Raw genomic sequence first — 12,772 nt, 5'->3', positions numbered from 1 at the left:
CCTCCACTGCCTGGGCGCGGCGCCGGTCATCACGACCGCGCCCCGGCAGGCTCTGCGAGGAGGGCGGCCTGGCCGGAGTCGTGGCCATCGAATCGCCGCCGCGATGATGTTCCCCGTCTCGCGCGTGCTCTGCGGCGCGCGCGCAGGCGGCGGGATGCTGGTGCTGCAGTCGAAGAACGGATGGTCGCCGGCCGGGCCCGGCCGGCGCGATCCGTTCGTCCCCTGCGTGGGTATGTCGGCAGCACTGACGCTGCTGGCCCCGGCGCTTCCCCACCCCCCCGGCACCGTTCGGCACGTGCCGACATCCGTCGGCCCGGTGTTGTTGGCCAGCGCGACAGCGGCTGGCGTGCTGGCCATTTCAAGGGGTTGCGTCTGGGGTCGGCTTTCTCCGTGCCCTTCTCCGTGTCCGGAAATTACGGACACATGCGCTCTCGCGGCCGGTCACCGTACCGGTCGCCTCGGGAGCGTCCACGCGCAGTCGGTCTTTTCGCCGACCGCCGTTCTGCTCGCCGCCACGGCGCTGGTGCGGGTCGCCGGGGCGTCGGGCCGTGAGACCGGTCATCGATCTCACCGCGCGGCGGAAGAGGGGCCGGCGATACCACGCCGGCTCCTCGCCGTGCCGCGCGACCGCTTCGGTCTGATCCGGAGCAGGCTCGCTGAGCTGTACGACCGTTTCGACCACGTCATGAGCCAGGCCAGGGAGGCACTGGCCCGCTACGACGTCTCGTTCATCCCTGGAGTCACTGGAGTCACTGGAGTCACCAACCCGCAATGATCAGGAGTTGCCCATGCTCACCGACGACTTGCGCAGGTACCCACCACACGAAGTCCACGCGCGCGGCCAGAGGCCCGGCACGCCGCCGCCGTCCTGGGGCGAGGACCAGGACGACGTCCCGGCGCCGGCGGAACCCGCGCGCACCGTGCACCGATTGCGCCGTATCCGGCAGGTGTCCGTGCGGGCCAGTACCGAGATCGACCAGGCGCCGCGGCACCGCGCGTCCTGACCACGTCTTCTCTCCCAGGAGGGGAACCCCAAATGCGCACCGTCCTCGCACCCGCACGTAACGGGGGTGTGCCATGAGCCGCAGCAGGGTGGGCGTGATCGTCGCGCCCGCGAACCCGTCGGCGGAGCCCGAGCTGACCCGGCTGCTCGGCTCGCGTGCCGACATGCACGTCACCCGCTTGCCCGTACGGCCGGGATCGCTGGCCGAACGGCTGGAGAGTTACAACGAGGCCCTGCCCGACCTGGTCTGGGCGTTCGACGGCCTGCCGTTGAGCGCGATGGTCATGGCCTGCAGCGAGCCCCGCTATCTGATCGGTCCCGACGAGGACCGCGGCCAGTGCGCCGATCTGACCACCGCGACCGGAGTGCCGTTCGCGTCCGCCACGCTGGCCACGCGTGAGGCGATGGAGCACGTCGGGGTGAGCGACATCGTCCTGGTGTCGCCGTACGAGCCGTGGCTGACCGAGCTGGCCGAGCGGTTCTGGAAGAGCGCGGGCCTGAACGTCACCCAGGTGGTGCAGGTACGCGCCAAGGACGGCTACTCCTCCTACGCGGTCACCCCGTCCGAGTTGATCACCCAGGTCGAGCTGGCTGAGCTGCCGGCCGACGCCGTGCTGCTGTTCACCGGCACCGGAATGGCCACGCTCCCCGTGCTCGGCCCGCTGAGCACCGGCAACGACCGCGTCCTGCTGACCTCGAACCTGTGCACCGCCTGGTGGGCGCTGTCCAGGGCCGTGGGCCGGCATGTGACGCTCAGCCGCGTGCCCTACCGCCGCTACATGAGGGCTCCGCGAGGGGCGCACATGGGAGGCGCGGCATGAACGGCGTCATCGTCGTCGGAGCGGGACCCGCCGGACTGACCGCTGCTCTCTCCCTGGCCAGGGCCGGCGTCCCGGTCACCGTGCTGGAGCGCGAGAGCGAGCTCGGCAGGCAGGCGCGGGCCTGCACCTTTCACCCGGCCACGCTCGACCTGCTCGACGACCTCGGCGTGGCCTCCCGGCTCGTCGCCAAGGGCCGCGTCGTCGATCGCGTGCAGTGGCGCGACCGGTCGGGGATCGTGCTGGCCGAGATGGGCATGGACCGCCTGGACGGCCTGACCAAGCATCCGTTCAGGATCCACGCCGACCAGACCGCGCTCACCCCGTTGCTGCTGGCCGCCCTCAGCGCCTACCCCGACGTGGACGTGCGGTTCGGCACGCACGTCGACGGCGTGGCGGAAGGCGGCACAGGGATCCGGGTCCGCGTCGGCCACACCTGGACGCGGGCCCGGTACATGATCGCCGCCGACGGCGCGCACAGCACGGTGCGGGGCTCGCTCGGGCTGCCGTTCCCCAGGTCCGCCTATCCGACGCAGGCGCTGCGGGTCTTCACCGACTCGCCGCTCGACCGGCTGCTGCCGAGCCTGGCGCCGCTCACGTACGTGCGGGACGTGCAGCAGTCGTGCACGCTGCTCGCGCTGCCCGACCACTGGCGGATCATCTTCAAGATCCCCTGCGACTCGCACGAGCCGCTGTCCCCGTCGAACCTGTCCCTGCTGGTCCGCAGGGCTCTGCCCGGAGCCCGCGAGCCGATCCACGTGACCGGGGCCGACCGGTTCGGCCTGTCCAGGGGGGTGCTGACGTCGTACCGGTGCGGGCGGGTGCTGTTCGTGGGCGACGGCGCGCACCTGACCTCCACGGTCGGCGGGCTCAACATGAACGCGGGCATCCACGACGCCGCCGAGGTCGGGCAGGTGATCGCGGCCGTGATCGGCGGCCACGCGCCACCCGCCGCGCTGGAGGCGTGGGCCTGGCGGCGGCGTTCTGTGCTGCTGCAACGGGTGATCCCGCGCGGCGAGACGCGGCTGGTGGGCGTGCGCGAGCGCGACAGCGCCAGGCTCGCGGCGGCCATGGCCGGGCTGCGCGCCATCGCGGGCGACCCGGACGCGACGCGTGCCTACCTGGCGCAGGCGTCGCTGCTGGACACCGTGCCGGGAAAGACCTGACGTGCCGCCGTGAGGAGCGCGCTGTCCCGCGTACCGACTGGAGGAGGTGTGACACCGGATGTGGCGAACCCTGTCTGATGACGCTCGCCAGGCCATTCGTGACCTGTGCGACAAGCACGGAGCCCGCCTCTACGACTACTGCCGCACCGAGCTCGCCGCCGGCGAGGCCGAGCAGGCGGTCGCCGGCACGGTGCTGACGGCCTACATGTACGCGGAACGCGTGATGGATCCCGCCCTGCGGCGGCCCTGGCTGTACGCGGTGGCCCGCGCTCATCGCACGGTCGCCGCCAGGCCCGCGAGCATCGGCTCCTGGTCGCGCCCCGGGCGCATGTCGGAGCTGCTGCCCGAGGCGCTGCTGTCCCTGGAGCGCCCGCAGCGGGAGCTGCTCGACCTGTCCGTACGCCACGGCCTGTCCGACGTGGAACTGGCCGCGATCTTCGAGCTCGGCCTGGCCGAGGTGCACACCATCGTCGCCGCGGCCGCCGCCGGCCTGGAGGAGTGGTTCGCCGCGATCATCGCCGCGCGCGGCCACGACGGCTGCCCCGATCTGACGGCCCGCGTGTCGGCCTGGGTCGCCTCTCCCGGCAGGCGGGCCAGAGCCAGGATCGGCCGGCACATCCAGTCCTGCGCGACCTGCCAGGCCGCGCCCAGGACCATGTCGGCGGGTGCGCTCCTGCGCCGCCTGCCGATCACGACACTGCCCGGAACACTTCCCAACCGGCTGGCGTCGGCGCAGCCGCTGCCTGGAGACGGGCCCGTCTGGAGAGCAGACGGCTTCCCCGTGCAGGCGCGCACTCTGATGGAGCAGGGCTCGGCCCCCGCTCCACCGGACGCCGACGTCACGCCGCCCGCCCCGGTCGCCGGCCCCACGACGGCGACCGCGGGAGAGCCCTGGTCGGCGGCGGGCGCGGCTGCCGCCGACCAGGAGCACCCGCCGGCCCAGGCCGTGCGCGGACGGCATCCGTTCACCCCGCCCAGCCGTACGCGGGCCTTCCGCGGCGCGAGCGAAGGCCAGTACGGCGACAAGCTCGTCTACAGCGCCGTGGTCAAGGGCTCCGGCAATGGCTCGCACAGCAACGGGGCCATCATCCGCTACGGCGGGATCACGCTGGGCGCCGACACCTACGGCCTGGAGAAGCTCCAGGGCGACGGCGCGCAGTGGCAGCAGTTCTGGCGGGACCGGCCGGAGGACGACGATCCCGAGGCCGGGGCGCCGATCAGGGCGGTGGCCAGGCTCGGGCTGATGGTGGGCGTGGGGCTGCTGGTGGCGGGCCTGGTCTGGGCCGTCATGAACGCCCGCGAGCACCCGGCCACGATCACCAAGGCCGCGGCGGAGACGAGTGTGCTGCTGGAGGAGCCCTCGCGCTGGGTGGCCGCGGCCACCACCGCCGCCGCCGGATCGAGCCTGACGAGCGTGGCCAAGAAGGCCGACCTGCCCAGACCGGCGCCTCCGGTGGCCCGGCTGTCGCCGGCCTCGCTCTGGCTGGGCTCCGGGCGTACCGGGTCGTTCTCGCTGGCGTGTTCGGGGCGCTGCCAGATCGTCTCGGCCACCGGCACGGACGGCATCGCGGTCTCCGGCACGACGGTCAAGGTGCGCGCGTCCGCCCTCCGGGCCGGCTGCGCGCAGCGGCCGAGCGTGCATCGGGGCAAGGTCACCGTGCGGTGGGCGGGCAGGGCCACCGGCGACGGCACCCGCACCGGCGGCGTGAGCGCCGGGAAGGGCACGCTGACGTTGAGCGTGGCCTGGACCACCGCCGGAGGCAAGGGCTCACGCCTGCTGGACTCGCGTCGCGACGCCTTCGGGAGCACCTGCGAGTAAGGGCCTTGGGCTCTCGCGAGCCCAAGGCCGCGAACGGATCAGAAGAACTGGAACTCCGGGTCGGGCTCCGGCAGGTCGAGCCGCTCAGGCCCGCGGAACGTGGCCGTGTCCTTCGGCACGTCCGCCAGCGGCGTCCCGAGCACGAACGGCACGACGACGCTGCTCTTGGCCAGATCGACGGTGACGGTCGCGCCGGTTCCCGCCTCCCCCGTGTAGGTGGAGTCGGTGCCGGCGATCACGAGGCCGATCCTGTGGCCCTTCCTGAACGTGTAGTCCTGCGGCAGCGTCAGCCACTTGACCGTGCCGTACGTGCCCACGGGCAGCGGGGTGGCCTGGCTGAGCGAGCCGCGGTTCTGCACGTCGATCCAGCCGCGGGCGACGATCTCCAGCGGGCGGGTGGCCACGTTCGTGGCGACCTTCCGGTAGCAGGCGTCGTCGGCCGCGGTGCTCTCGCCGTGGCAGTCCTCCTCGGTCAGCGTGGTGATGCCCTGGCCGCGCCGCCAGTCGACGCGGGGGCTCTCGCCGAAGTCGACGAGCAGGGCGGTCAGGTTGGCGGTGGGCTTGTCCAGCTTGACCCGCAGGTCGGCGGTGGGCGTGCCGGACAGGCGCAGGCTCAGCGGGAGCGCGCCCGTGGTGAACGCCACCCGTCCCGGGTTGGCCGTGCCGACGTCCGCCACCATGTCGGTCTCGCTCAGTGCGAGGTCGGTGAAGGACGCGGTGCTGTTCCTGGCGGCGGGCTTGAGCCCGAGCGTGCCGTCGGCGGCGGGGCGCAGCGACGCCTTGAGCGCGAACGGCGCGGGCCAGTCGCGCTGGCTGATCCACTGCGCCGGGCCGATCTCGACGTCGGCCCTGGGCTCCTGGGCGATCCCGTTGCGCACGCCGAGCAGCCAGAAGTCGAACCAGCGATGCAGGGTGTCCACCCACAGGTCCCTGCGGCCCTCGAAGTCGAACGGGTCCACGTGCTGGGTCTGGCCGACCCAGATCTTGCGCGGCACGTTCCGGTCGGCCAGGGCCTTCCACCAGGTGGAGAAGTTGTCGGGCTTGACGTTGAGGTCGTTGACCGTGTGGATGACGAAGACGCTCGCCTTGACCTTGGAGACGTCGCCGAGCAGGCCGCCGAGGTAGTCGCGTTCGGCCCAGAACGGGTTGTAGTCGCCCGTGTCGTCGCCGTCCTCCGCGTCCATCTTGTCGCGTACGGGCTGGCACTTGGGCTCTGGGTCGGTGTCGACGTAGTTCGCCAGCCAGGAGGCGTAGTCGTAGTTGTAGATCACGCCGTTGGAGCGCTGGTATTTGTACCAGGAGCTGATGGCCGAGATCGGGACGATCGTCTTGAGTCCCTCGACCCCGGTGGCGGCGACGGCGTTGGCCAGCGTGCCGTCGTACGACTTGCCGATCATGGCGGACTTGCCCGTGGTCCAGTCGGCCACGGCGGGGGTGCCGTCGGGCTTGGCGGCCTTGGCGCGGCCGTTCAGCCAGTCGATGACGGCCTTGCCGCCCAGGACGTCCGCCTTGCCGCCGATGTCGGGGCAGCCTTCTGACCTGGTGGTGCCGAGCATGTCCACGTTGAGGACGGCGTAGCCGCGGGGGACGAAGTAGTTGTCGTAGAACAGCGGGAATTTCGCGACATTTCCGGCGGCGTCGTATATTTTCCGTTCTGCCTCGTTGCCGCGGCCTGAGTTGTCGTAGTACGGGCTCTCATCGATGATCACCGGCACCTTGAGCCCCGGGCCGGATTCCTTGGGCCTGATGAGGTCCACGCGTACTTTGTCGAGCTTGCCGTCCAGGTCGCTGTCGACGGTGGACTCGACGTACACGTGCTCGCGGATCGCGTCCGCGTAGGAGAAGACCGGCTGCGTACGGCCGTTCTCGACGGTGATGGCCGGTCCGGCCGAGGCCTGGGCCGTGGTCTGGGCCGGGGTCGCGATCGCCAGGGTGAGGGCGATGGCGAAGAGGGCCGGGCGTAATGGTGGCACGCGTGACCTCCGTGGCAGTCGACGAAACAACCCGCAATCTCTCAGACGGCCTGGGAGCTGGCAAGATCCGGGGCATGGATGTTCACGAGAGAGTTCGGGGCTGCCTGCTGGGCGGGGCGGTCGGGGACGCGCTGGGGGCGCCGATCGAGTTCCAGTCGCTGCGGGAGATCCGCCGGCAGTATGGCGCGGAGGGCATCACCGGATATGTCACGGATTGGCGGGGCAAAAGCGCGCTGATCACGGACGACACGCAGATGACCCTCTTCACGGTCGAGGGCCTCCTCCACGCCCGCACCACCGGCCTGCTCCCCCTCCCCGGCACCCCATCCCACCCGGACGGCGGCGCCCAAGGGGCTCCGGCGAGCGGCGGGCCGGAGGCGTACGGCGGCGTCGTGGCGGGGGTGCGGCAGGCGTACCTGAGGTGGCTGGACACGCAGGACCACCGCCGGCCGCCGGCCGCCGACCAACCGCACCGCACGGGTGCGCTGCGGGAGGAGGAGTGGCTGTACTCCAGGCGGGCACCCGGCAACGCCTGCCTGTCGGGGCTGCACCGGCACTTCCCCGGCACGTCCTCGTGGGGCGAGCCCGGGCCGGTGAACCCGGACTCGAAGGGGTGCGGCACGGTGATGCGCTCGGCCCCGTTCGGCCTGGTCACGACGGAGGCGCGGGAGGCGTTCGAGCTCGCGGCGGCGTGCGCGCAGATCACCCACGGGCACCCGACCGGCTACCTGGCGGCGGGGGCGTTCGCGGCGATCGTCGCGCGGCTCATGGGCGGTGAGGCGCTGACCGCCGCCGTCCACCAGGCAATGGAACTGCTGGCCGGTTACCCGGCGCACGAGGAGACCACGGCGGCCCTGCGCGCGGCGGTGGCCCTCGCGGCGGGCGGCGAGCACACGCCGGAGCGGGTCGAGTCGCTGGGCGGCGCATGGGTGGCGGAGGAGGCGCTGGCCATCGGCGTGTACTGCGCCCTGGCCGAGCCGGTGGTCGAGCGGGCGCTGCTGCTGTCGGTCAACCACTCGGGTGACAGCGACTCGACCGGTTCGGTGTGCGGCAACCTCCTGGGGGTGATCCACGGCGGCACCGGCCTGCCCGCCGCCTGGCTCCGCCCGCTGGAGGGCCGCGACACCATCGAACGCCTGGCCACCGAACTCACCTGAACGCCCCCGGGACACGCCGAACCTGTACGCCCCGGGACACGCCGAGCCCACCCGAACGCCACCACCCGCGCGCCGGGCCCGCCCGCACGCGCGCCACCCTGGACACGGCGAACTCGCCGGATCGGCCGCCCGAGCCAGAAGGACTTCCAGCGGGCGAGGGGCTTCCCGTGTGAGGGCCCCGGCGGGGCGGCGGCAGCGTCTAGGCTGGGGGTTCTTCAGCCGTTGAGAAGAGGGTGCATGCGAAACGTCGCTCGGACCTCGCTCGTGGACGCCGCCATCGACGAGCTCCGCAGGGAGATCGCGGGCGGTGTGTGGCCCGTCGGCACGAAGATCCCGTCCGAGAGCCAGCTCGCGCAGAGCCTCGGCATGAGCAGGCTGTCCGTACGCGAGGCGGTCCGGGTGCTGGCCCACGCCGGGCTGCTGCACACCCGGCAGGGTGACGGCACGTACGTGACCGCCACCGACGAGTCCAAGGTCGCCCTGCGCAGGAGGCTCGACACGGCGGCCGCCATGGACATCATCGACGTACGCCGCGGGCTCGACCTCGTGGCGGCCAGGCTGGCGGCGGGCAGGCGTACCGATGAGGACCTGGCCGCGATGCACGAGACGCTGGCCCGCAGGGACGCGGCCGGGCGGGCGGGCGACCTCGACGGGTTCGCGGACGCCGACGTCGAGTTCCACCTGCAGGTGGCCGACTCGGCGCACAACGCGCTGCTCGGCGACCTCTACCGCAGCATGAGCGACGCCCTGCGGGACAGCGTCAGGGACCAGGAGCAGGCGGCGCTCGATCCCGACACCTCCCACGACGACCTGCTGCGCGCGATCGAGGACGGCGACGCGGCTGCGGCCATCGCGGTGTCGGTCGCCATCCTGGACCAGCAGGAGCGCGAGCTCTGACCCCCGCATAGGGGCGTGCGCTCCGAGCCCCGCATACGGATGGCCCCCTTGAGCTCCGCATACAGGCGCGCACCCCGCACCCGGGCCCGTGCGCTCTGAACTCCGCATGCGGGCGCGTCCTTTGAGCCCCGCACACGGGCCCGTGCCCTGAGCCCGTGTGAGGGCGTGTGCGTTTGCTGATCACCGGACAAATCATGATTTGTGCGGCAAGGTCGTGAGCTGTCGCCGACCTGCTGTGGGGTTTCGCTCATGAACTGGCTGTTGTGTCCCGGTTGCGAGGCAGTTCTGCCTGCCGGTCCGCTGGACGCCTGCCCCGGCTGCCGGCTGCTCCTGCGGGGACCGGCCGCCGACGACTACCTCGCGGTCTCGGACATGCTGGCCCTGCTGGACGAACGCCGTACCGAGCTGGTGCGACGCCGCGACGAGGCCCTCGCGAGCATGCGCGACGCCACCGCGGCGGCAGCCCTCCCGAGCATGGCGAGTGTCGCCATCGCGGAGCCCGTGGGTGTGGCCACCACCGCAGGAGCGACCGCCGCCGCGTCGGTGAAGGTCGCACGGAGGCCCCCGTCCCGGCCGGTGGAGGATGCTTCCGCGGAGGCGGAAGCGGCGGCGGCGGCGCCCGGGCGGGATCTGTCGCATCGGGCGGTGCAGAACGTCCTGCTCCTGCTCGGCGGCGTGCTGCTGTCGATCGCGGCGGTGGTGTTCACGCTGGTGAGCTGGCAGGTCCCCGCGCTGCGCGCGCTGATTCTGAGCGTGTTCACGCTGGGGGTGCTGGCCGCGCCCTGGCTGCTGGTACGCAGGCGGCTGGTCGCGACCGCCGAGACCGTGGCGCTGATCGGGCTCGTGCTGATCCCGCTGGACGGCGTCGCGATCAGGCAGGTCTTCGACGAAGGCGGACCCTCGGCGGGGCCCGGGCTCGGTCCGTGGTGGGGATGCTCGCTGATCGCCGCCGCGATGACCGTGGCGTGGGCGGCGTACTCCCTGCGTGCCCCGCTGCGCCTGCCCGCGCCGGTCGCGATCGTGCTGGCCCAAACGCCGCTGCCGCTGGCCGGGCTGGCCTTGGCGAGCTCCTCCACGCTCGGGTCCGGCTGGCTGGCGGGGGCGCTCATCGCGACGGCCGCCGCGGACCTGGCCCTGTGGCAGGCGGCGCGGCGGGCGCGGGCCGCCGCCGAGTACCTGACGACGGCCGTCGCGGGCTCGATCGCCTGGCTGCTCGGCGCGGGCCTCGCCGCCTACCTGGCGGTCACGCCCGGCGACATGCTCGCGCCGTTCGAGGCCGTCGTGCCGTCGGTGGCCCTTCTCCTGGCCGGCGTGCCGTTCGCGGCCCTCGTCCTAGGCGCCGCTTCCGTGGTGGCGGCCTGGTGGGCGGCGGCCACGCGCGGCCGGACGCGGCGGCTGCTGATCGCCGCCTTCGCCGCTCTCGCCGCGGTGGCCGGCGTCTGGGCCGTGCCCGCCTCGGTGGTGCCCGGCTCGTGGCGGCCCGCCGTACTCGCGGCTGTCTCTTGCCTGCTTCTCGCCGCCACGCTCAGGCTTCCGGTACGGCTGCGCGACGGCCTGCGCACCGGCGGCGTGCTCACGCTGTCGGCGGCGGCCTCCTGGAAGCTGTACGCGGTGGCCTCGGCCGCCCTCGCCCCTCTGGGCTGGGTGACGTCGATCTGGCAGGACGTCACCGGTCCCGCGGCCGAGCTGCTGGGCCCAGGCGGCGTCCGGTGGGGCGACACGGCGGCCACCCCGGTGGTGATGGCGGCCGTCGCGGCAGGGCTGGCGCTCGTCCCGCCTCGTGGCGAGGTGTGGACTGCGGGGCTGCGGCAGAGGCTGTGCCTGGGGTTCGGCTCGCTGGCGGTGCTCACGGCTCCACCGGCTTTGGGGATGGCCTACGAGGTCGCGCTGGGGGTGCTGGTCGCGCTGAGCGGCGCCCTGCTGCTGACGGCCGCCCGCCGCCCGGTCCCCACGATCCCGCCGCAAGCCGAGCCTGCCGACCCCGCCGCGGGAGCCCGGGCCGAGGGCGGGCGGACGTGGACGGGGAATGCCGCGCTCTGGGTGGGTGGGTATCTGGCCGTGCTGGTGATGTGCTGGGCCCTGGCCGACCGGCAGGCGACGGCCGTGGTGGCGGCCGGGCTGCTCCTGCCGCTGGCCGTCTGCGCCGTGGCCGCGAAGGACCGCGCCGTGCAGGTGGCGGGAGGCGCCGGGGCGGTGATCGCGGCCGGGCTGCTCCTCTGGGCCCTGCTGCCCACCGGCCTGGCCGCGGCGCTCGCGCTGCTCGGCGTGCGGGCGGCCACGCTCGTGGTGACGCGTCCCTCACGGAAGCTGGCCGCCGCCGTCGTACGCGCGCCCCGCACAGGCCGCACCCTCGCGCTCGGCTCGCTGGACCGGCTGACCAGGGTCGTACGGCCGGGCGGGCGAACGGCCGTCGAGGTCGCGGCCATGGCGCTGGCCGCGTTCGCCCTGACCCGGCCCGGACTGGACAGCGGCAGGCTCGCCCTCGTGCTGGCCATCGGCGCGGCGCTGGCGGCGGCCTCGGCGTGGCGGCGGCCGAAGGGCCCGTGGCGTACGACGGCGGTGATCGAGGCCTGCGTGCTGGCCGCCTTGGCGCCCCTTCCGCTCAGCCAGGCGGTCGTCCCCGCGCTCATCGGCCCGTACGGCTGGCTGACCCACGCCTGGACCGGCGCGACCGGCGGCGCCCGTGAGGCGCTCAGCCCGGCAGCCGGCGCGTGGCCGGAGCAGCCGCTGCTGCTGCCCGTCCTGATCCTCGCCGGCGCCGCCGGGGCGGCCGCCGCCTGGGCGCGATGGGGCAGGCCGGCCGCGATGGGCGTGGCGATGATCGTGTTCCCGCTGGTCGCCACCACGTTGCCGCTGGTGGCCGATCTGCCGTACTGGGCGGCCCTGGTCTTTCTCGTCGCGCTCACGGCCGGGCTCGCGCTCTGGTCGGCGGTGAGCCGGTCGGCGGCGGGCAGCGCGAGCCTGTGGACGGCGACGCTGGCCGTGTCCTGGTCGCTCGCGGACCGTACGGCGACGCTCGCGGTGCTGGCGGCCATCGTCGTCACCGGGCTGCTGTGCGCGTTCCGTGGCAAGGGCTCGCCGGTCACGAGCGTGGCCTCGACGGTCACCGGCCTGGCGATCGGCGCGGAGAGCGTGGCCGCGGCGCTGGGCGGCGGGCTCGGCCGGGCCAACGCCGCGCTGGTCCTGCTGCTGGTCGCGGTGCTGCTGTCGCGGGCCGCCGCGCTGCCTGTCCTGCGCGCCGCCGTCGCCGGGCCCGTGGGCGGGACGGCGCTGGCGTTGTGGACGGTCGCCGCCATGCTGTCCGGCGACGTGGCGCGGCTGTCGCTGGTGCTGGCGGTCGGCGGTCTCGCGCTCGCCGGGGCGGCCGGGCGGCTGCGTGAGGTGCCCCGGTCGGGCGCTCACCTGGTGGCGGGCCTGGCGGCGGGGCTCGCCCTGCTGCCGCATCTGCCGGTGTGGTTCGAGGTGGTGTCGCGGCCGTACGCGCACCTCCTGCGTCCGTGGAGCGAGCGGTACCAGGGGCAGGCGGCCGTGAGCGGGCCGGCCGGGGCTCCGCTGCTGGTGGATGCCGGGTTCGAGGTCACGGGGGCGGTGACCGCGCTCGGGGTGGGGGTGTTCGTGGCGGTGGCCGGCGTGCTCATCGCGCGCGGGACGCGCGGGGCCGCCGCCGCGCGCGCCGCGGCCGTCCTCGCCGTGCCCGGCTGCCTGGTGCTGGTGCCCGCCGTGGCGGGGCTGGCCTACCCGTGGCTGCTGGCGTTCTACGGGGTCGTGCTGGTGGCGCTGGCCGTGCAGGCCGCCGTCCTGCCGCGGGCGGGGGTCGCGGGGGCGGTGGCCGTCGGGTTCGGGGCGCATCTGGTCGTGTGGGCGCTGGACGTGGCGTCGTACACGCTGGTGGTGCTGGCCGGGGTGGCGGTGCTGGGCCTCGCGGCCGGGGTGGGCGGG

General features: G+C 73.8%; 9 protein-coding genes. 8 read left to right on the top strand and 1 reads right to left on the bottom strand.

The features are described from left to right. The first annotated feature begins 103 nt into the window (after nucleotides 1-103). From ABEA43_RS07440 to ABEA43_RS07420, 5 genes are all read left to right on the top strand, one after another. Nucleotides 104-775, top strand: a complete 672-nt coding sequence (locus ABEA43_RS07440) for a hypothetical protein (RefSeq protein ID WP_345559866.1) — start codon at nucleotides 104-106, stop codon at nucleotides 773-775. Between the two features lie 13 nt (nucleotides 776-788). Further along, the gene (locus tag ABEA43_RS07435; protein WP_345559865.1) at nucleotides 789-1,004 is read left to right on the top strand and encodes a hypothetical protein; all 216 of its coding nucleotides are present in this window, start codon (nucleotides 789-791) and stop codon (nucleotides 1,002-1,004) included. Nucleotides 1,005-1,077: 73 nt separating this feature from the next. Next, complete coding sequence (locus tag ABEA43_RS07430) at nucleotides 1,078-1,824, top strand: maleate cis-trans isomerase family protein (protein WP_345559864.1); 747 nt, start codon at nucleotides 1,078-1,080, stop codon at nucleotides 1,822-1,824. Then, nucleotides 1,821-2,987: an FAD-dependent oxidoreductase gene (locus ABEA43_RS07425; protein WP_345559863.1), complete on the top strand. Its 1,167-nt coding sequence runs from the start codon at nucleotides 1,821-1,823 to the stop codon at nucleotides 2,985-2,987. The genes ABEA43_RS07430 and ABEA43_RS07425 overlap by 4 nt, the downstream gene beginning before the upstream one ends. Before the next feature lie 58 nt (nucleotides 2,988-3,045). Next, nucleotides 3,046-4,806: an RNA polymerase sigma factor gene (locus ABEA43_RS07420; RefSeq protein ID WP_345559862.1), complete on the top strand. Its 1,761-nt coding sequence runs from the start codon at nucleotides 3,046-3,048 to the stop codon at nucleotides 4,804-4,806. A 38-nt stretch (nucleotides 4,807-4,844) separates the two neighbouring features. On the opposite strand, the gene ABEA43_RS07415 is transcribed toward ABEA43_RS07420, so the two are convergent. Further along, the gene (locus tag ABEA43_RS07415) at nucleotides 4,845-6,779 is read right to left on the bottom strand and encodes a Xaa-Pro dipeptidyl-peptidase (protein WP_345559861.1); all 1,935 of its coding nucleotides are present in this window, start codon (nucleotides 6,777-6,779) and stop codon (nucleotides 4,845-4,847) included. A 74-nt stretch (nucleotides 6,780-6,853) separates the two neighbouring features. On the opposite strand from ABEA43_RS07415, the gene ABEA43_RS07410 reads away from it, so the two are divergent. The 3 genes from ABEA43_RS07410 to ABEA43_RS07400 all read left to right on the top strand — a co-directional run. Then, nucleotides 6,854-7,936 carry an ADP-ribosylglycohydrolase family protein gene (locus ABEA43_RS07410; protein ID WP_345559860.1) on the top strand — a complete coding sequence of 361 codons (1,083 nt, stop codon included), beginning with the start codon at nucleotides 6,854-6,856 and terminating at the stop codon, nucleotides 7,934-7,936. Nucleotides 7,937-8,173: 237 nt separating this feature from the next. Beyond that, complete coding sequence (locus ABEA43_RS07405) at nucleotides 8,174-8,833, top strand: FadR/GntR family transcriptional regulator (protein ID WP_345559859.1); 660 nt, start codon at nucleotides 8,174-8,176, stop codon at nucleotides 8,831-8,833. 249 nt (nucleotides 8,834-9,082) lie between these two features. Further along, a partial coding sequence (locus ABEA43_RS07400; RefSeq protein WP_345559858.1) for a hypothetical protein occupies nucleotides 9,083-12,772 on the top strand: 3,690 nt, incomplete at its 3' end.

The organism is Nonomuraea rosea, from assembly GCF_039539705.1.
Lineage (GTDB): Bacteria > Actinomycetota > Actinomycetes > Streptosporangiales > Streptosporangiaceae > Nonomuraea > Nonomuraea rosea.
The sequence above is the reverse complement of the archived record's forward strand: the minus strand, read 5'-3'. Positions and strand labels throughout refer to the sequence as shown.

Bases quoted from the DNA above. Each gene is read 5' to 3' on its own strand.
- ABEA43_RS07425 (WP_345559863.1), top strand. From the start codon at position 1,821: ATGAACGGCGTCATCGTCGTCGGAGCGGGACCCGCCGGACTGACCGCT.
- ABEA43_RS07440 (WP_345559866.1), top strand. From the start codon at position 104: ATGATGTTCCCCGTCTCGCGCGTGCTCTGCGGCGCGCGCGCAGGCGGC.
- ABEA43_RS07435 (WP_345559865.1), top strand. From the start codon at position 789: ATGCTCACCGACGACTTGCGCAGGTACCCACCACACGAAGTCCACGCG.
- ABEA43_RS07410 (WP_345559860.1), top strand. From the start codon at position 6,854: ATGGATGTTCACGAGAGAGTTCGGGGCTGCCTGCTGGGCGGGGCGGTC.
- ABEA43_RS07405 (WP_345559859.1), top strand. From the start codon at position 8,174: ATGCGAAACGTCGCTCGGACCTCGCTCGTGGACGCCGCCATCGACGAG.
- ABEA43_RS07430 (WP_345559864.1), top strand. From the start codon at position 1,078: ATGAGCCGCAGCAGGGTGGGCGTGATCGTCGCGCCCGCGAACCCGTCG.
- ABEA43_RS07420 (WP_345559862.1), top strand. From the start codon at position 3,046: ATGTGGCGAACCCTGTCTGATGACGCTCGCCAGGCCATTCGTGACCTG.